Raw genomic sequence first — 19,673 nt, 5'->3', positions numbered from 1 at the left:
GCGGTCACAGTTCGTAATAATGCCAGAGAAAAACCTCAAGGAACGAGGTTCAGAAAGAGGGTACAGAAAAGCGCCGCACAAACCCTTTCTCGACAAAGGACGATGAATGTGCGGCGCTCTCTAGAAACATTATGTAGCCCAAAAGACAACCTCTGTATATAAGAGTAGTGGTGAACTCCGTTCACCGCAAGCTGGAGCCACAAATTTTATTGCCATCAATGGAAAAAACAGTAAAAACCGCATCCTGAGACGGCACAACGCTAAAAGCGGGGGAGAAAACCAGCCTCAGAGGACTAGTTGATGTCCATGTGAAGATCCCACTTGTTGTTCAAGTAGCGACCAACAGCCTCACCAAACATCTTCACGTGACGCTTATCAGCCGCCACAGTCTGCTCCTTGCCGTCCTTGAACAGCTTCTCACCTAGATCAACATTCAGAGTCACGGTCCAGTTGTACGCGCCCTGCGCCAGAACCGGCTGCTTAGTACCAATAGTCAAGGTAGCGGTCGGGTTCACGTACCAGGTCTTCTTCTCGTCAATACCTGCCTTAGTGGAATCCGCGTACTTCTTCATCGCCGCCAGGGTCTCCTGGTCGGTGCTGACCTCGTTCATGTAGTGCATATCGCCGGTACGCAGCAGGTACTCAAACGCCGCACCGAAGTACGCCAGAGCCGCCGCGAAGCCAGCCACCGAATTCTGGTGCATAGCCTCCGGAACAATCGGGGAAGGAACATTCTGCGGCGGGTGCTCAGCGTTACCCGGCTGGTACTCGCCGTGATCCTCCATCTTCTCCAGCTTCGCTACGCCACTGTAATCCTTATTGTCGTTAGGCAGCGGAGAGCTCGTCGCAGTAGCCGACGCAGAAGCAGAAGGGGAAGCAGACGCCGAAGCCGACGCAGAAGCGCTCGGCGAGGCGGTAGCAGACTCAGAAGCAGCGGCAGAAGCGCTCTCAGAGCCAGAAGCGGAAGCAGACGCCTCAGAAGTAGCCTTAGAGCCACAAGCCGCCAGCAAAGCCATGGAGCTGACGCCCAGTACACCCAGCGCCGCGCGGCGGGTCAGGTTCTCGGACATAGTGATACCTTTCAGTCAGTCGGTGATTGCAACCAGTTTAGCCGCAAACCCAACAGGATACAGAGTTGAGTGGACGAAGCGTGAGAAGCGCCTCGCAGATAAAAGCGTTATGACGAACTATGACGCCGCAGAGGTGGCGGACGCCTCAGTAGAAGCTTCAGCAGAAGCCGAAACAGACTCGGAAGCAGATGCTGCACCGGATGCCGCCGCGCTCGCGGTGGAAGCGCCGCCCTGGAGCGTCGCACCGTACGCCACACTCAGCTCCCACATCTTAGAATCAGCGTGGTAGCGGCCGCGGAAATCACACTCCTGAACCGTCACCCGAGAAGCCGGACCTGCCGCAGAAGCCGTGGCAGAAGCAGTGGGGGATGCCGCGTCAGACACCAGCGCATCCTCGGACGGCTCAGTAGGCTCAGCAGACGCCGAAGCGCTCGCCGAGGCAACCACCGGCTGGATCTTGCCCTCAGCCACCGCCTCCGCACCGAAGTCCAGAGTGTACTTGCCCTTAAACAGCAGGTTGCCATCGCTCATAATGGACGGTTGCGCACTCGAAAGCGCATAGGAAGCCGACGGATTCACATACCAGGAACCCTTCTCCACACCCGCAAGAATAGAAGCCGACAGAGCATCCACCTCAGAGCGAGTCTTCGACGACAGCTGAATACCGGTCGAGAACGCATCCGTGCTACCGGTCTTCACCAGATAATCCATAGCCGCCGCAAAATAGGCAATCGCCTCATGAAAACCCGTCACCGTATTCGCCGACAGAGCATCAGTCACCTTCGGCTTCGGAGCGTTACGCGGCGGATGCTCCACCGTGCCCTGCTCATAATTCAGCGTGCCCTCATAGTGGGTGTACTCCACCAGACCCGAATAGTTCTGACCATCATCGCTGTACCCATTCGGGTTAGCGCTCGACTTCGAACCGTTCAGGCTACCGCCCTGAGAACCAGACTGCTGGCTAGAGCCACCCGAACCGCAAGCGCTCAACAGCGCCGCAGAACCCGCAACAGCGGATGCGCCCAAGCCCAAACGCAGCAGAGAACGGCGCGAGAAAGACTGAGAAAAAGAAGACATACAAAAACCTTGAATCGAAAGACCGGTACTACCAGAGTAAAACAGATCATGCCCTAACCCGAGTGCGAGTTAGGGCATGATGCCTCATCCATCTGAGGGCTTAAAGGTTGTCACCATTAGAATTGCCGCCATTGCCGGAGTTACCGGAATCGCCAGCATTACCGCCGTTAGCGCCACCGCCGTTAGCGCCGCCACCGTTAGTGCCACCATTCTTAGGCTGAGCCGAAGCCTGCGCCTCATACTCATCCTGAATAGTCAAAGTCCAATCATTATCGTGGCGCACACCGGTAATCACCAGGCCACGCTCAGTGCGGCGCACCTTCTCGGACATCTCCGCAGGGGCACCGTCAATCACCACGGTCGGGCCCAAATCAATCACCAGGTCAAAGGTCCACTGAACGCTCTTCTTCACCAGCGCGGGAACAGCAGTAAACGCCGACATGGTCACCTTCGGCGACACAAACCAGTCACGATTCTGCGAGCTCTCATTCGACTCATCCATAAACGACGAGAACGACGCAACGAACTTCTCATCAGCCTTCGACTCACGCAGCGGAGCCGCGTCACCGGTCAGCACCAGGTAATTAATCGCCGCATACACGAACGCAATCGAATCGTACAGACCCTGCACCGAGTTCTCCGAGGCGCTCGCCGGGCGCTTGGGGAACGGCACGTTCTGCGCGGGCGCAGACTCGGTCGCCGGAACGAAATTACCCTTCTTCTCATAGTTGTCGAAGGTAACCTCGCCGCTAAAATCGGTGCGCGCAGACGCCGAAGGGGAAATCTGAGGGGTATCCGCATCAACAGTCTCATTGCTAGAAGAACCACCGCCGCACGCAACCAGCAGGGCGCTCAAAGACACGCCCGCAACGCCCGCACCCGCGTAACGCAGAGCAGAACGGCGGCTGATACCGGTAGTGGAACTGGGAAGCCCGGAGGTCATGGGGAAAAGCGCCACGGAATACCTTTCGAGTGAGAATCTCAGGTGAGAGACGAGTGAGAGAACGCCTCGACGAGTGGATATCACACGCGGACATCCCTCTAGAGACAGTCCTAAGTATAACGCGCCCCCGCCTTCACACCCGTGCGTACCAGCGCTCAAATGAGCGTGATATGCCGCCCATCAGCGAACTTACCGTAGCCAGTGAACTCAGTGGAACCAGCGGGAGCATCGCACCAGATGAGGGTAGCGAAGGAGGGGACGCGTTCATCGTCTGTTAGAGGAGGGGCTACTGTGCGCCTTCACCAGGAATACCGCCGGGCGCCTCAGCGCCGGGAGCAGCATCTCCACCAGCGGCACCGGGCTGAGCGGCACCGGGATCAGGAGCACCGGGCGCTGCGCTCGGCTGAACCGTCGCAGCGGCAGGCTGAGTTGCCACAGGCTGCGCGGTAGCCGCAGGCGCCTGGGTAGCGGCAGGCTGAGGAGCCTGAGCCGCGCCACCCTGACCGGTGCCGGTCTGCGCGCTACCATTCTGCGCACCACCGTTCTGGGAGCCAGTGTACTGACGGGAACCGTTCTGGGCGGAAGGAGCCTGCGCACCACCGTTCTGAGCAGTGCCCTGAGCCGCGCCGTTACCCGAAGTATTCGCGCCGGTGTGTGCGCCAGCATTAGCCGCCACGGTGCTGTCATCAGTCACCGTCGGGGTATAGGTCGAGGAAGGATGCGCACGCGGAGTCTGCGTCGGCTTCGGGGTCAATGCGGGATCGTACTGCTGAGGCGCAATCACCAACCAGCGCTTCGCCTCCTCATCGTACTCAGCGTAGAGAGCCTTAATCTCCTGTGCCTCAGTGTCTTCCAGAGGCTTGGTCGTATTGGTCGCCTTCTCAACCTGCATACCGTGCGCCTGAGTTACGGTGCACGCCCACGCATACTTAGTGCCGCGGGTCGTCGGCTGCTTATCGGTCAGGCGGAAAGTCCACTCGCCGCCCACCAGCCAGTTCGTGCCGGGCGCATAGAAGGCGCGCAGCTTCTCCAGCGCCGCACGGTCGGTAGAGTTCTGAGCCTGAACCACCTGCAGAGCAGGACCGGGGTCACCGGTCATGCGGGCATAGTTCACCGCCGCCGCAAAATACGCGAAAGTGGCGCGCAGACCGCGGGCGTTCTTGTCGTACATACTCTCATCCTCAATCGGGATGGGCACGGCACTCGCCTTAGAATCAACGCTTGCCGGGCCGGCAGTCGGCTCAATCGTGTACACCTGACCGGTTTCCGGGTCGGTGCTACTCATCGGGGCTGCACCGTTACCCGCAATGTACTTAGTCCACTTCAGCTCGCCCGACAGATTGTCGTAGGCACCCGCAATCGAAGCGGAAGCAGTGGGGGAGGCAGTCGCCTCCGCAGTCTTTTTGGAACCGCAAGCGGCAAGCATCGCACCCAGGGCGGCGGTGCCCGTAAGCGCAATAAAGTGGCGGCGGCTGTGAATCATAGTGATCCCCTTGAATGTGCTGTGATGCGGAAGTATCGGTGATAAGTGAAGAGCTCACGCTCCAATTCTCAGCCTAACATCACGCCCCTACAGGAGGGCGCGAAGCAGTCACCCGCAGGGCGAGTAGACGCGTATTGAGGCGAAAATGGGCGGACCTCATCTAGCCCCTAGCCTATAGATTTCACGCGTGGCACACAAATAAAAGCCCTCATCCGTGCCTCATATCACCCAATATGACGGGTTCTTTGAGGCACGGATGTAAAGAAGCTTTAGGCTGAGCCTCGAATATAACGAGCCGCCTTAGAAGGGGTGCTCTCATTCGGGGTCGGGTGCGCACTCGGAATATTCGCGGACGGTTCAGCGGTAGCCGCCGGGGTTGCGGTAGCGCTCGGGGAAGACTTCGGATCCTCCAGCATCTGCCAGCCCTCTTTGCCAAAGTAGACGTACGCATCCGCCTTCTGATTGCTGCCGTAGATACCGGTGAGCTGCTCACGCTGACGGGTCTCATGGTTGAACAAGAACGCGTTCTCGTCCACCTTCAGGGTCGCCTTCCAGCAGTAGACGTCCTGCTCGGTAGCGGGCACCGGCTGCGGGGAGCTCAGGTTAATGCACATGGGGTGGTTGTTCTTAGAGACCAGCCAGCCAATGTTGTAGCGGTAGATATCGCGGTACATCTGCGCCATGTTGCTAAAGTGCTCCTGGCCGGGCAGACCCATGAAAGGGTCGGTATCGCCGGTGAGGAGCATGTAGTTCTGCGCCGCACCCCAGTACTGCAGAAAGGCGTGCAGGCCCTCGACGGTGCGCTCTTTAGCCTCCGGGGGCATGGTGGGGCGGGGGACATTGACGGCTCGATGGCTCAGGGTGCCGTTTGAGAAATTTCCGGAACGCTCAAAGAACTGATCCGGCAGAAGAGCCGGTCCGCGACCGTCCAGGGCGGATGCGGGCAGGGGCTCGGCGTACGTAATGCTGCGCGTGGTGGTCGCAGATTTGGTCTGGGAGCTCTGAGGAGCAGCCTTAGTAGGGGAAGGGTTAGCGAGTGGTTGAGGGCGAGAAACTGCGCTGGGGCTGCAAGCGCTTGCGAGTGCGCTCAATGCTGCTCCGGAAGAAAGAGCAAGAAGATGGCGCCGTGACAGCGAACCGAACATACGCAACCTTTCGCAAGAGTAAAGATGGGCAGACAGTATGCGGGTAGCTCGGATGCAGTGAACCTCAACGGCAGTAAATTGTGAATGTAGTTGCGTGAGGGTTCGGTGAGCATTCCCGGTGGGTATCGCATACCGCGGTGAGTACGGATGCGATACGAAGGGCAGGTCAGAAACCTCCTGGGGATTCGGTGTGGATTATGACCTGCCTGGTTGTCGTGCTCAACGATTCTAAGCGTACTTTCAGGTTCAAAATGACCATATCTGCGCTTGAGCGTAAAAAGTTATCAAATCTTAATATTTGCCCGTTTTATGCGGGTTATAAAACGTACCAATGTGTTCCGGGTAACCGCATTGAAATGTACTGATTTCCTGCGGAAAATCAAGGATTTTCTCACCTGCTCTTCTTATGAATAAATCATAAATTGGAGTTGTTGCACCCTGTGTGCAAGTAGTATCTCAACCTCTTCAGGTTGTCCAAACACCTATCAAAAACACCTCAATATGAGCCCCCAAACAACCCGCAACCGCAACGCGCCCACCGCAACGCCTACACATGGCATGAAGCAGGTGCACCCTATGGGACAATAGCGCTGTGACTACCACCGACTATGCGCAGCTCAAAGCAGCTCGCGAACTGCTCACTCGAATCCCCCTCCCGCTCGACGTAGAAGCCGGCGAAACCCCCGGCACCCCCTACACCGTCACCCACGACGGTACCGCCGAGCACGGCACCGCCACCGCGCGCACCCTGCTCGCCGCCATGGCACGCCAACTCGACGACTACATCCTGCCGCGCAGCGCCAGCGTCGATAACCCCCTCACCATCGTGGTCGGAGGCTCCACTGGCGCCGGCAAATCCACCCTCGTCAACACCCTGCTCGGCGAACCGCTCACCCAGTCCGGCGCGATTCGACCCACCACCCGCCACCCCGTACTCCTGCACCGCGCAGAAGACGAAGCGGCGCTATCACCCGAACGCTTCCTGCCCACCCTGCCGCGCACCCGCACCTCCGGCATGAACGCCGGATCGCAGGCACTACCCGGCCTCGACCCGAAGATCGCGCGCGCCCTCATTCCTATTACTACCTCGGCGCTACCGCAGGGCATCGCGCTCATCGACGCACCCGATATCGACTCCGTCTCCGAGGAAAACCGCACCCTCGCCAAGGAACTGCTCTCCGCCGCTGACCTGTGGCTCTTTGTCACCACCGCCAACCGCTACGCCGACGCCGTGCCCTGGGAACTGCTCCACGAAGCAGCCGCACGCTCCATCGCCATCGCCGTGGTGCTCAACCGCGTGCCCGAAGGCGACGAAGAAGCCATCGAAAACGACCTGCGACGCATGCTCGACGAGGCGGGAATCCACGCCGTACTGATTCACACCGTCACCGAACAGCCCCGCGACGCAAGCGGCATGCTCGCCCCCGTCAGCCTCGCCCCGCTGACCCTGTGGATCCGCGAACTTGGCGCCGACGCACCCGCCCGCGCCGCCATCGCCCGGCAGACCCTCGCCGGTGCCGTCGAAACCCTCGCCGGAAACCTGCAGGTGCTCGCCGCCGAACAGGCACGCCAGCAGGCGGCGCACCAGTCGCTTGCCACCATCGTCGCCGAAGAATACGAGGACGCGCTGACCACCATCGACGGCGCCCTCTCCGACGGCTCCCTGCTGCGCGGCGAAGTGCTCTCGCGCTGGCACGACTTCGTGGGAACCGGCGACTTCTTCCGCTCCCTCGACAGCACCATCGGTCGCCTGCGCGACCGCGTCGGCTCCGCACTGCGCGGTCAGCCCGCCGCCGCCCAGAAGGTAGAAGACGCCCTCGAAAGCGGCATCCACGCCGTCGTGCTGGATGCCGCCGCCCGCGCCTCCGAAAACACCCGCACCCGCTGGCGTGCCAGCCGCGCCGGACGCTCCCTGCTGGCGCGCCTTGATGCGCCGCAGGCTGTTTCTGTTGCGCCGCAGACTGTCTCTGCCGCACCCGAACAGAATGCAGAAGCTAAGGGCGAAGTGCAATCCGCCGAGGACATCTTCTCCGCAGCCGTTGCCGAGCAGATTCGCCTCTGGCAGGGTTCCGTCCTCGAAATGATCCGTGAAGAAGGCGCCGACAAGCGCAAACGTGCTCGCTTCCTTTCCCTGGGCGTGAACGCTACCGCCGTGATGCTCATGGTCGCCGCGTTCAGCCTCACCGGCGGCATTACCGGTATTGAAGCGGGTATTGCGGGCGGTAGCGGCGTGGTCGGCACCAAGCTGCTCGAGTCCATCTTCGGTGAAGACGCGGTGCGCCGCATGGCAACCCGCGCCCGCACCGACCTGCTCGAACGCATGGCGGATCTGCTCACCGAGCACGCCCAGCCCTTCACCGCCGTGCTGGAAGAAACCGACCCGCAGGCTGATGCCGAGGACATTCACCGCGCCGCCGAACAGGTACAGGCAATCGCCGCAGAAATGAGCACCCAGAGTCAAACCACACAGCGCCAAACCACACAGCGCCAAGCCGCAGCCCACACTAACGGCACGGTTGCCCGCTAAACCACTCCGGGCAGGCACCCCGCACCACAGACGAAGAAAAACGCACTATGACTACCCCCGAGAACAAACTCGAGAACGCCAGCGCAGAGCGCAACGCCGAGCGAGGCGCCACCCCCGCCGTGGCGACCTCGCCCTTCGCGCGCTCCGTTGCATCCCTCAAGGATGCCATCAGCTACGGCGAAGGACGAGTCCCCGAAACCGTGCTGCTCGACGCCGCCGAAACCCTCGAACGCCTCAGCCAGCGCCGCGAGCTCTCCACCGAGCACACCGTCATCGGCTTCTTCGGCGCGACCGGCAGCGGCAAATCCACCCTCTTCAATGCCATCGCCGGGCAGAACATTGCCCTCTCCGCTCCCACACGCCCGACCACCTCCACCGTGCAGGCGGCAATCTGGGAAGCCGAAGGCAGCGAAGAGCTACTTGACTGGCTCGGCATCGACAAGCGCGTCTACCCGCAAACTCAGGCGCTCGCCGCCGAAGGAGAGACAACCGAGGGTAATAAGGCAACCGGGGGAGTAGCGGCACCCAATACCGTCACCGAACCGGCGCCCGGACTCTTCAACCGCATCCGCCGCGCAGTAGGCGGACGCGGCGAAATGCGCACCCGCACCGGCGGCCTCATCCTGCTGGACATGCCCGACTTCGACTCGGTCACCACCACCAACCGCGACCTCGCCGCCCGCATGATGCGCTACGTGGACGTACTCGTCTGGGTTGTCGACCCCCAAAAGTACGCCGACGCCGTCATCCACCGCGACTTCATGGTGCCGCTTGCCGCCTCCGGCGCGCAGGCGCTCTGCGTGCTCAACCAGGCGGACAAACTCGCACCCGCCGAGGTGCCCGCCGTGCTCGCATCCCTCACCCGCCTGCTCCAGGCTGAGGGTACCGAGGCGCACCTGCTCGCCGCACCCATCGCCGTTTCCGCCCGAACCGGTGAGGGCGTGGACGCGCTCCGCGACCTGCTCGCGCAGGTAGCCGCCGCCAAGAGCCTGTCCCTGCAACGAACCGACGCGCAGCTACACGCCACCGCCTCCCAGCTGCGCACCTACGCCGGGGGAGAGGGCGCCGTTCTCGCTGGAGCCTACGCCCTCGAAGCGGAACAGAAGCTCGCGAAGGCGTGCTACACCTCCAGCCAGGCAGAGCAGGTTTTGCAGGCGGCAACCGCCTCCTACCGCCGCGCCGCAGGTCAGCACACCGGCTGGATCCTCACCCGCTGGATGAGCCGTCTGAAAGCTGACCCCCTGCGCCGCCTGCACCTGGGGCAGCAGGACGAAACGAAGAGTGCATCTAAGGCCGAGAAGTCCTCGGGCATGCTCGGCTCCGATAGCGAGAACGCACCCGAGCTGGTGGCATCCTCGCTACCCCCGCTGAGCGCCGCGCAGAAGGCAGGCATGGCAAACGCCGTGCGCCAGTACAGCAAGCAGATGGCGGCCCGCGTCGACGAGCCGTGGAAGCGCAGCATGAAGGAAGCCGCCCTCTCCCGCGAGGCGGAGCTACCCGAACTGCTCGAACGCGACATGGTGCGCATCGACTACGGTCTGGGCCGCACCCGCGCCCCCTGGGTCATCTTCAACGCCCTGCAGTGGATCGCGCTACTGAGTGCCCTGGTAGGCGTCGGCTGGCTGACCCTCATCTCCGGCATGGCGTACCTGCAGATTCAACTGCCGCCCGCCCCGACCCCCGAAGGCTCCCCGGTGCCCCTGCCGACCCTGCTTCTGCTGCTGGGTATCCTGCTTGGTATCGCCTCGGCGGGTGTGGGCAGGCTACTTACCGCCATGGGTTCACGCTACTACGCACGTAAGTTGCGGGGTCGCCTGCAGACCGGCGTGGAGAAGGCAGTGCAGTCCTGCGTGGTCGCCCCGGTACAGCAGGAAGCAAAGCGCCTCAACGCCTACCGCAAGGCGCTGGACATTTAGCGGCGTATCATCCGAGAAACCGCATCAAACTAAGAGCGCACAAAAGAATCCCTCCCCACCTCAATCGAGGCGGGGAGGGATTCTTTTCGTTAAATCTACACGCTACTGAAGCTTAGTCCTCTTCAGTACTCTCACCGCAGGGAGCCTGCTGAGACGCCGCAAGCTCACGCAGACCGTCCGTAATCGCCTGAGCAGCCATAACGACCAGCTCAGGGTAGTTGCGGTTCGGCTGGCGGGTCATGCGGTCAATCGGACCCGAGATGGACACTGCCGCAATCACCTTGCCGCCGGGCGCACGCACCGGAGCAGAGACCGAGGCGGTTCCGCGTTCGCGTTCGCCCACGGACTGTGCCCAGCCGATGCGGCGCACGGCCGCGAGCATGGCGGCGCTGAAGTGGGCGTCGCGCAGGCCCTCGACGATGCGGTTCTGGTCTTCCCAAGCCAGCAGAACCTGGGCGGCGGAACCAGCCTGCATGGACAGCTGGGTGCCGACCGGAATAGATTCGTGCATGCCGGAGGGGCGGGGGGAGGTGGCTGCGCACACGCGCCAGTCACCCTGGCGGCGGTACAGCTGGGTGGACTCGTCAGCTTCGAGGCTGAGCTTCTGCAGGATCGGGTCTGCCACGGTGATGAGCTCGTCAGCAATGGTTGCGGATGCGAGTTCGGTCAGGCGGGGTCCGAGCATGAAGCGTCCCTGCACGTCGCGGGCTACGAGGCGGTGGTGTGCCAACGCCACGGCGAGGCGGTGTGCGGTGGGGCGCGCCAGACCGGTTGCCTTGACGAGGTCACCCAGAGATACGGGTCCTGCCTCGAGGCAATCAAGAATGAGGGTCGCCTTGTCGAGCACGCCAACGCCGGAGGAGCCGTGGGAGTTTACCTCTACCATCTGCTCGTCGGCGGCCATGTGTTCGGGCGGCTTGACGGGGTCGACAATCGGTGCGTTGTGGTATGTGGATGCGTTGGGGTGACGCATTCCGTGTGCGTTAAAACGTGAAGCGGAAGGAGTCATTCTTATATTCTATCTCAGAATATGAAAGATACCCCGGACTTCGTGGACTCTTTCGGGTGCACAGCTGAAGATGGAATCACCCCCTACGGGATAAATTATGAGTTTTTCATAATAAGTGTTTATGTGTGTTTATGGGTGAAAATGTGTGAAAAAGCCGCAGGAAAATGCGCGCAATCCCGCAAAATTACCCTGGAGTCATAGAGTAAACCCACATAAAAACACTCGCTAGTTCGGGGTGTTTCTAGGCCGTCTCACAGGCTAAGAATCCGTGAAAAAATATGCGACACGCCGCAGGGAAATACCGATTTGAGGGTCCCATCGGGTACATAATCCGCCCCTTAACTCCGCAAACTTGCGGCACGCACCACACCGAACGCATCCACCGTAGGAACGCATCAAGCAGGAGAAAGCATGACTAGCGAACAGAACGCAACCACCGCGGGCACCCGTCCGCGCACCCTGGCAGAAAAAGTCTGGGACGCACACGTCGTCGTCCCCGGCGAAAACGGCAAGCCCGACCTGCTCTATATCGACCTGCAGCTACTGCACGAAGTGACCTCCCCCCAGGCATTCGAAGGCCTGCGCATCGAGAACCGCCCCCTGCGCCGCCTCGACCTGACCATCGCCACCGAGGACCACAACACCCCCACCGACAACATCTTCGGCACCATCGCCGACCTGACCAGCCGCACCCAGATCGAGACCCTGCGCCGCAACGCTGCAGAGTTCGGCGTGCGCATCCACTCCCTCGGCGACGAGGAACAGGGCATCGTGCACGTGGTCGGCCCGCAGCTGGGTCTGACCATGCCCGGCATGACCATCGTCTGCGGTGATTCCCACACCTCCACCCACGGTGCGTTCGGCGCTCTCGCGTTCGGCATCGGCACCTCCGAGGTGGAACACGTCATGGCGACCCAGACCCTGCCCCTGGCACGCTTCAAGACCATGGCAATCAACGTTGAAGGCACCCTCAAGCCCGGCGTGACCGCAAAGGACATCATCCTCGCTGTCATCGCGCAGATTGGCACCGGCGGCGGTCAGGGCTACGTGCTCGAATACCGCGGCTCCGCAATCCGCTCCCTCTCCATGGAGGGCCGCATGACCATGTGCAACATGTCCATCGAGGCGGGCGCACGCGCCGGCATGGTCGCCCCCGACGAGATCACCTTCGAGTACATCAAGGGTCGCCAGCACGCACCCAAGGGTGAAGAGTGGGACAAGGCAGTCGAGTACTGGAAGAGCCTGCCCACCGACGAAGGCGCCGTCTTCGACAAGGAAATCTTCATTAACGCTGACGAGCTCGAACCCTTCGTCACCTGGGGCACCAACCCCGGTCAGGGTATTCCGCTGAGCCACGCCGTTCCCTCCCCGGACGACTTCGAGGACGAGAACGACAAGGTCGCAGCAGAACGCGCCCTCGAATACATGGATCTGAAGGCGGGCACCCCCATGAAGGAAATTCCCGTGGACGTCGTCTTCCTGGGCTCCTGCACCAACTCCCGCATTGAGGACCTGCGCGCCGCCGCAGACATCGTGCGTGGCCGCACCATCGCCGAGAACGTGCGCATGATGGTCGTGCCCGGATCCCAGAAGGTCCGCGCGCAGGCAGAAGCAGAAGGCCTGGACAAGGTCTTCAAGGACTTCGGTGCCGACTGGCGCTTTGCCGGCTGCTCCATGTGCCTGGGCATGAACCCCGACCAGCTGGCACCCGGTGAGCGTTGCGCCTCCACCTCGAACCGTAACTTTGAGGGCCGCCAGGGCAAGGGTGGCCGCACCCACCTGGTCTCCCCGGTGGTCGCCGCCGCAACCGCTGTGCGCGGTACCCTGTCCGCCCCGTCCGACGTCGTGGCCTAGCACGCCGCTATAGCTAAGGAGCCATTATGGAACCCATTATTAAGCACACCGGCATTGGCGTGCCGCTGCGTTCTTCGAATGTTGACACCGACCAGATCATCCCCGCCGTCTACCTCAAGCGAGTGACCAAGACTGGCTTTGATGATGCCCTCTTCGCTAACTGGCGTAAGGACCCCGAGTTCATCCTGAACCAGGAGCCCTACAAGCACGGTAGCGTGCTGGTTGCGGGCCCGGACTTCGGTACCGGTTCCTCGCGTGAGCACGCCGTGTGGGCGCTGCGCGACTACGGTTTCAAGGTCGTTATCTCTGCTCGTTTTGCCGATATTTTCCGCGGCAACTCCGGTAAGCAGGGCCTGGTCACCGCACAGGTTGCACAGGACGATATCGAGCTGATTTGGAAGGCGCTGGAGCACGAGCCCGGCACCGAAATCACCGTTGACCTGGAGTCCAAGACCGTAACCGTGGGCGCGCTGGTTGTTCCCTTCGAGATTGACGACTACGTGCGCTGGCGCCTCATGGAGGGCCTGGACGATATCGGTCTGACCCTGCAGAACCTCGAAGCTATTGAAGCGTACGAGGCGAAGCGCCCCTCCTGGATGCCCCGCACTCAGGAGCTCTAAGTAGGGGAACTCTAAGCCGTAGATATATAAAGCTCGAAGGCGGCGACTGATTCAGTCGCCGCCTTCGAGCTTTTCTGTACCCAAAAACCTGGCACACATATGAATGTGCCTCCCCGGAACTTCCGGGGAGGCGTATTTATTCAATACCTAGAGCTTAGGCACCCTCAGTGATGGGGGTGTTCAAGGTTGCGTTCTCGGTGCAGCTGTACAGCGCCGCCGAACCGGGGGAGCGCACACCCGCGGTCGGGTTCGCGTTCTGTGCGGTGGCAAGAGCGAAGTCAGAAACCACCTCGTGGTTAATGTAGCTGCCGCCTGCGCCGCCGCCGCTGCTCAGGGCGCTGAGCGAGTAGATGTTGCCTTCGCCCTCGAACTGCACCTGACGGCCGAAAACGGCCTCGTAGTATGAGCCAACGGTCCAGATGTTCAGGCCTGCGCCGCCGCCGCCGTAGCCGGCGCCACCACCGGATGCTACGGAAGTGAGGGAGAGCTTGCCGTAGGTGTGGGAGAGCAGCGCGCCCGAGCCGCCCTTACCGCGGTAAGAGCCGGTAGCGTCCGCACCGCCGGTTCCCTTTTCCTTATCACTCACGGAGTCGCCCTCGTAGCGGTAGTAGCGCGGGAAATCGTAGGAGTCGAACCAGGATTCGGACATGGGCATGAGCTTTAGCTCGTTGTTCTCGTCGAGGACGCCTGCCAGTGCCTCACCGAGGGTGCCAGCTACGCCGGAGCGACCAGCGGTACCGCCGGTGACCATGAAACGCATGTCGAGGGTCTTATCGTCCTCGTCGAGGGGCTTGAACTCCTGGTAGGGGCTTGCCATGAGCATGCCGCCCTGACCGGTGTTGTCGGTGCCCAGGTCGCCGCCCGCGCTGCCGCCTGCGGTGGTGGATGCATCGCGACCGTCCAGCGCCACGCGCAGTGCCGGGTTCAGCTGATCCTTGGGCTGGGCGTTGAAGAGGCTCTGGTGGGTGGTGAGGGTGCCCAGCTGCGCGCCGCCGCCGCCAGCACCGGCAACGGCTACGACGGTGACTGCGCCGTCGCGGACGAGCTCGACCGCGGAGGAGCCGCCGCCGGACGCGCCGTACACGTAGCCGCTATCGGTGCCTACTACCTGCGCTGCGCCGGTTGCGGTGCTGGAGCCGGTGGAGTCGCCGCCTGCTGCGTAGCCTTCGCCTCCGAGTGCGGGCTGTGCGCCGGCTGCGGAGCCGACGCCGCCGTTACCCGCCCAGACGCGCAGGATGTCGCCGGACTTGACCGCAAGAACACCGCTGAGCTGTGCACCGGCACCGCCGCCAGCCAGGGCCGCGTTCGTGACGTCGGTCAGGTATCGGGGAGTGAAGGAAGATGCGGCACCGCCGGCACCTCCCACGAGGTCGAAGCGTACTCGTCCAACGCCTTCAGGGACGAGCCATTCGGTGTATGCGCCAGCCTTGTCGTCGAAGCCGGTTGCGGTCGGCTTGAGGGTCAGAGCGGGGGAGCAGGTGGGCTCGCCGCTTGCCGCCCATGCAGGGACGGTTGCGCTGGCGAGGATAACGGGAGCACTCCACGCCGCACCCTGTACGAGGCGACGGCGCGAAATGCGTGATGCAGTGTTGTGATGTGTCATATTTGGGGTCCTCCGGTAGTTCGCGGATGCAGCCGCGAAGCGACCTGTGGTTGGTTGCGATGGGCCCTGGTTTTTAGTTGACTTTCGAATATTTACGGTGATGTTGAAGTGAATTTTTGAAGTTAAAGTGAATCAGGAAGCCGAACCGTTTTGGTTGGGTACCATCGCAAAGGTTTATGCAGTGAATGCACGCCACGCGCCCTCCCGTGAGGCTCTGTACTGCGCGGGTGCAAGGTCGGTGCCGGCGCCTATGCCGCAGTGTAGAGCTGATTGGCTCCTCCGTGAGAGCGGAGGCGCCGTTCAGTGGGCACGAGTGTGCACGTTATTGTAGGGGTGAGGTTGCTCTCAAGTTCAAATTCGGACGTTAAAAAGACGAAACTAACGTCAAATTTCGGCGAAGAAACAGAAAATGTTTGCATTAGTGTGAATGTTTGTGTATCTTTTTGTTTTTCTGGCTCTGAATCTGAGGGGGCCAGAGCGGTTTTTCACATACACAACAGAGCAAAATCTCAGTCACGAGTTCCAAAGGTTCTTCAGTGTTTGGAGCACCTTTACGCAGGGCTTAGAATAATGATGAATATATGCGCCCGTTTCGCCCTGCTACCGGCAGGGGCGCGGCACGACAGAACGCGGCGCATCGGCACACTGTTAAAGTTCGGCCTAAACCAGCCGACTCCACAAAGGATTTTTAATGACTGAGAACATCAGCAAGCTTCGCATTGAAGGTGGCACTCCGCTCGTTGGTGAGGTTCACGTTCGAGGCGCCAAGAACCTGGTGCCCAAGGCGATGGTCGCAGCACTGCATGGTTCGACCCCCTCGACCCTGCGTAACGTCCCTGACCTGAGCGATGTCGAAATCGTTACCACCCTCGTGGAGCTGCACGGTGCAAAGGTCGACTATGACCGCGACGCTGGTGTTCTGACTCTCAACCCCGCACAGGATGCAACCACCGCTGCAAAGAACGCAGAGGAGATTCAGCTCTTCGGTGGTAACTCCCGCATCCCGATTCTGATGGTGGGCCCGCTGCTACACACCCTCGGTACCGCACGCATCCCCAACCTGGGTGGTTGCAAGATTGGTGACCGCCCCATCGACTACCATATGGCGGCTCTGCGCAAGTTCGGTGCAGTCGTTGAAAAGGATGATGAAACCGGCACCACTCTGATTGTTCCCGAAGAGGGTCTGAAGGGCGCAGAGATTGTGCTGAACTACCCCTCCGTGGGTGCTACCGAGCAGGTTCTGCTTACCGGTGTGCGCGCTAAGGGTAAGACCATCCTGCGCAATGCAGCGATTGAGCCCGAAATTATTGACCTGATTGCTGTTCTGCAGAAGATGGGCGCCATCATCTTCATTAACGAGGACCGCACCATCGTCATTGAGGGCGTGGACGAGCTGACCGGCTACGATCACGCGTCCCTGCCCGACCGTAACGAGTCTGCTTCTTGGGCTTCTGCGGCGCTGGCTACCGGCGGCGACATTTTCGTGCGCGGTGCAGCCCAGAAGGACATGACCGCGTTCCTGAACCAGTTCCGCAAGATGGGCGGCCTGTACGAGGTGACCGCCGAGGGCATCCGCTTTACCCACCCGGCTCAGCGCACCCCCGGAGCTCAGCTGAAGCCCATCGTCTTTGAGACCAACGTGCACCCCGGCTTCATGACCGACTGGCAGCAGCCCCTCGTCGTGGCGCTGACTCAGGCTAAGGGCGCGTCCATCGTGCACGAGACCGTGTACGAGGAGCGTTTCGGCTTCACCAACGCGCTGAAGCAGATGGGCGCAGATATTGTCGTCATGCGTGACTGCGTGGGCGGCACGCCCTGCCGTTTCGAGGGTAAGGGCTACGGTCACTCCGCTATTATTTCTGGCCCCACCCCGCTGACCGGTGCCGACATTGAGGTTCCGGACCTGCGCGGCGGCTTCTCCCACATTATTGCTGCTCTGACTGCTAAGGGCACCTCTCACGTGAGCGGTGTTGAGCTGATTGCTCGCGGCTACGAGAACTTCGAGGAGAAGCTCAAGGGCCTGGGTGCCAACTTTGAGGTGCTGGCACGCAAGGCGTCGAAGGCTCCCAAGCCCGATGCAGCAATCGTCGTTGTTGAGCCCGAGGAAGTTGAGGTTCAGGACTAGTGAGCGGACAGCAGGGAAAGCAGGCTCTGCCTGAGATTGAGCCCACCGCCTCCGGTGATGCTCTGTACAAGGTGCTCGGTAACGCTGCGCGCGGGCTGTACAAGCTCATCGCGCGCGTTGAGATTACCGGCCGTGAGAACCTGCCTAAGAGCGGCGGGTACATTATCGTGGCTAACCACACCACCGAGCTTGACCCGGTGACTGTGGCTTTCCCTGCTTTCGTTGAGGGCGCCCTGCCGCGCTTCTTGGCGAAGGATTCGCTGTTCCGCGCCCCCGTGCTCGGCTACATTATGCGCAAGCTCGCGCATATTCCTGTGGTTCGCGGTTCGGTGGATGCGCGTAAGTCCCTGATTACTGCCCGCAAGATTGTTGAGGCTGGCGGTGCCGTCGTGATTTTCCCGGAGGGCACCACCACCCATGATCCGCAGCTGTGGCCCATGCAGGCGCGTACCGGCGCGGCTCGTCTGGCTCTTGCGACCGGTGCGCCCGTCTACCCGGTGGCGCACTGGGGTGATGAACAGATTCTCGGTTACGTGGATGAGGCTGGCGAGGACGGCCGCATCAAGGAGAAGCGTAAGATTTCGCTGTTCCCGCGCAAGACCGTCCGCGTGAAGGTTGGCAAGGCACTGGATATTGCCTCCCTCGTTGAGGATGCCAGCCCCGATGCTAAGCACACCCGCACCGAACTGGGCGTGGTCACCGACGCCATGCTGGATGCTATTACCGCCGAGCTGGAGCAAATCCGCGGCGAGAAGGCTCCTGAGGGGCGTTGGAATCCGCGCACTAAGCGTCGTGAAGCCCCCGGCACCCCCTCCGGTCCGGTCGGCGGCGCACTCGGCGAACCGGACGAAAAGTAGTATTCCCGCTGGGAATCATATGAGAGCCACCGATAGGTGCCCGACCGGGCGCCTTCGGTGGCTCACCCAAGGACCTCACAAGGAAGAGAGGCTGGTGTTTTCGTGACTTTCTTTGGACGCACCCCCGCAGCAAGCCCTGAATTTACCCCTCCGGCAACCGTACAGTCTATTGCGGTGCTCGGCGCCGGTAGCTGGGGCACCGCTTTCGCTAAGATCGCGGCGGATGCTGCCCGCGAGCGCGGCGATGACACTCGCGTGACCCTCATCGGCCGTGATGAGCAGGTGATGGCTGAGTGCGAGCGCACCCGCGAGAACGCCCGCTATTTTCCGGGAATGAAGTTGCCGGATAACATGCACTTCACGGCGGATGCTCCCGCGGCGCTGGCCGGCGCGGATATTGTGGTGCTTGCCTTGCCCGCGCAGGTTCTGCGTTCGCAGTTGCAGAGCTTCGCCCGCTATATTGAGCCGAACGCCATGCTGGTTTCTTTGGCGAAGGGCCTGGAGACCGGTACGGGTCTGCGCATGTCGCAGGTCATTACCGAGGAGCTGGAAGAGGCTATGGCTCTGCGCGGCGCTGATGTGCGCGCGATCGGCCATATTCCGCACCGCGTGTGCGTGCTCTCGGGCCCGAACCTGGCGAAGGAAATCATGGGGGAGGAGCCTACCGCCTCCGTGGTTGCGGCTCGTACCCTGCCGGTGGCTGAGTCTGTTGCTCACGCGATTGCGTGCGCGTACTTCCGCCCGTACACCAACACGGATGTGGTGGGTACCGAAATTGGCGGCCTGGTGAAGAACGTGATTGCCCTTTGCGTGGGTATTTGCGAGGGCCGCAATTACGGCGATAACTCGAAGGCGTCCATTATGACTCGCGGTCTGGCGGAGATTACCCGCCTGGCGGTGACGTTGGGTGGCGAGGCTGCGACGATGAGTGGTCTTGCCGGTATGGGTGACTTGATTGCGACCTGCTCTTCGCCGCTGTCTCGTAACCACACGGCGGGCCGCCTGCTGGCCCAGGGCATTACCCCTGACCGCCTGCATGAGCACATGAGCCAGACCGCTGAGTCGATTAAGTCGGCTCCGGTGGTGGCTGAGTTGGCTCGTCGTCACGGCGTGGAGATGCCCATTGTTGAGGCTGTGGTGGCTGTGCTTTCGGGCCGTATTGGCATTGAGGAGTTGGCGCCTCAGCTACTGGGTCGCCGCCTCAAGCATGAGAGCCACTAGGTTTTGAAGCTTTCTGGTGTGCTGGTAACCCCTGATTAGTGGTGTGTGCCAGGACATACTAGAAGAAGATTGAATGTAAACATCCGAGGACGGATACCGTTGCGGAAGACCGGTGCGTGAGAAACGCATCAGTGACCGCGACGGTATTCGTGCGTTAGGATTATTGACGCATTGCCGTTCCACCTTCCGGACCTAAGGGTAGGGGAACATTGACTAGGAGAAA

The 19,673-nt window shown here is 61.4% G+C and carries 14 protein-coding genes; 7 read left to right on the top strand and 7 right to left on the bottom strand.

Features of this window, described 5'->3' with window-relative positions; genetic code table 11:
• Nucleotides 1-293: 293 nt before the first annotated feature.
• The 5 genes from HMPREF2765_RS08890 to HMPREF2765_RS08870 all read right to left on the bottom strand — a co-directional run bounded on the left by HMPREF2765_RS08890 (nt 294) and on the right by HMPREF2765_RS08870 (nt 5,664).
• Nucleotides 294-1,070, bottom strand: coding sequence for a DUF6318 family protein (locus HMPREF2765_RS08890; protein ID WP_049342122.1), 777 nt, complete (start codon nt 1,068-1,070; stop codon nt 294-296).
• Between the two features lie 117 nt (nt 1,071-1,187).
• Nucleotides 1,188-2,147 (bottom strand): DUF6318 family protein, encoded by a 960-nt coding sequence (locus HMPREF2765_RS08885; RefSeq protein ID WP_070605444.1) that lies wholly within the window; start codon nt 2,145-2,147, stop codon nt 1,188-1,190.
• A gap of 100 nt (nt 2,148-2,247) precedes the next feature.
• A complete protein-coding gene (locus tag HMPREF2765_RS08880) occupies nt 2,248-3,105 on the bottom strand; it encodes a DUF6318 family protein (RefSeq protein WP_070605441.1) in 858 nt (285 codons plus the stop codon).
• A 271-nt stretch (nt 3,106-3,376) separates the two neighbouring features.
• A complete protein-coding gene (locus tag HMPREF2765_RS08875; protein WP_070605438.1) occupies nt 3,377-4,573 on the bottom strand; it encodes a DUF6318 family protein in 1,197 nt (398 codons plus the stop codon).
• Nucleotides 4,574-4,842: 269 nt separating this feature from the next.
• Nucleotides 4,843-5,664, bottom strand: a complete 822-nt coding sequence (locus HMPREF2765_RS08870; protein WP_239664211.1) for a DUF6318 family protein — start codon at nt 5,662-5,664, stop codon at nt 4,843-4,845.
• 646 nt (nt 5,665-6,310) lie between these two features.
• Here HMPREF2765_RS08870 and HMPREF2765_RS08865 point away from each other — a divergent pair.
• The gene (locus HMPREF2765_RS08865) at nt 6,311-8,245 is read left to right on the top strand and encodes a dynamin family protein (RefSeq protein WP_070605435.1); all 1,935 of its coding nucleotides are present in this window, start codon (nt 6,311-6,313) and stop codon (nt 8,243-8,245) included.
• A gap of 47 nt (nt 8,246-8,292) precedes the next feature.
• Nucleotides 8,293-10,161, top strand: a complete 1,869-nt coding sequence (locus tag HMPREF2765_RS08860; protein ID WP_070605433.1) for a GTPase — start codon at nt 8,293-8,295, stop codon at nt 10,159-10,161.
• Between the two features lie 112 nt (nt 10,162-10,273).
• Here the strand turns inward: HMPREF2765_RS08860 and HMPREF2765_RS08855 are convergent, their stop codons facing one another.
• Entirely contained in the window at nt 10,274-11,170 is an 897-nt protein-coding gene (locus HMPREF2765_RS08855) for an IclR family transcriptional regulator (RefSeq protein WP_371325931.1), read from the bottom strand.
• A 411-nt stretch (nt 11,171-11,581) separates the two neighbouring features.
• Here HMPREF2765_RS08855 and leuC point away from each other — a divergent pair, with 411 nt between their 5' ends.
• On the top strand, nt 11,582-13,024 hold the full coding sequence (gene leuC / locus HMPREF2765_RS08850; protein WP_049349033.1) for a 3-isopropylmalate dehydratase large subunit: 1,443 nt from the start codon (nt 11,582-11,584) through the stop codon (nt 13,022-13,024).
• A gap of 26 nt (nt 13,025-13,050) precedes the next feature.
• Nucleotides 13,051-13,644, top strand: a complete 594-nt coding sequence (leuD, locus tag HMPREF2765_RS08845) for a 3-isopropylmalate dehydratase small subunit (protein WP_005505627.1) — start codon at nt 13,051-13,053, stop codon at nt 13,642-13,644.
• Between the two features lie 154 nt (nt 13,645-13,798).
• Here the strand turns inward: leuD and HMPREF2765_RS08840 are convergent, their stop codons facing one another.
• Nucleotides 13,799-15,247: a hypothetical protein gene (locus tag HMPREF2765_RS08840; protein ID WP_049349034.1), complete on the bottom strand. Its 1,449-nt coding sequence runs from the start codon at nt 15,245-15,247 to the stop codon at nt 13,799-13,801.
• 691 nt (nt 15,248-15,938) lie between these two features.
• On the opposite strand from HMPREF2765_RS08840, the gene murA reads away from it, so the two are divergent.
• The 3 genes from murA to HMPREF2765_RS08825 all read left to right on the top strand — a co-directional run bounded on the left by murA (nt 15,939) and on the right by HMPREF2765_RS08825 (nt 19,450).
• Complete coding sequence (murA, locus tag HMPREF2765_RS08835; protein ID WP_049349036.1) at nt 15,939-17,372, top strand: UDP-N-acetylglucosamine 1-carboxyvinyltransferase; 1,434 nt, start codon at nt 15,939-15,941, stop codon at nt 17,370-17,372.
• Nucleotides 17,372-18,229, top strand: a complete 858-nt coding sequence (locus tag HMPREF2765_RS08830; protein ID WP_070605430.1) for a lysophospholipid acyltransferase family protein — start codon at nt 17,372-17,374, stop codon at nt 18,227-18,229. The genes murA and HMPREF2765_RS08830 overlap by 1 nt, the downstream gene beginning before the upstream one ends.
• Nucleotides 18,230-18,331: 102 nt before the next feature.
• Nucleotides 18,332-19,450 carry an NAD(P)H-dependent glycerol-3-phosphate dehydrogenase gene (locus HMPREF2765_RS08825; RefSeq protein WP_049363011.1) on the top strand — a complete coding sequence of 373 codons (1,119 nt, stop codon included), beginning with the start codon at nt 18,332-18,334 and terminating at the stop codon, nt 19,448-19,450.
• The last annotated feature ends 223 nt before the right edge of the window (nt 19,451-19,673 follow it).

It is taken from the genome of Rothia sp. HMSC062H08, from assembly GCF_001810775.1.
Classification (GTDB): domain Bacteria; phylum Actinomycetota; class Actinomycetes; order Actinomycetales; family Micrococcaceae; genus Rothia.
Note: the sequence above shows the minus strand (reverse complement) of the source record. Positions and strands in the feature narration are given on the sequence as shown.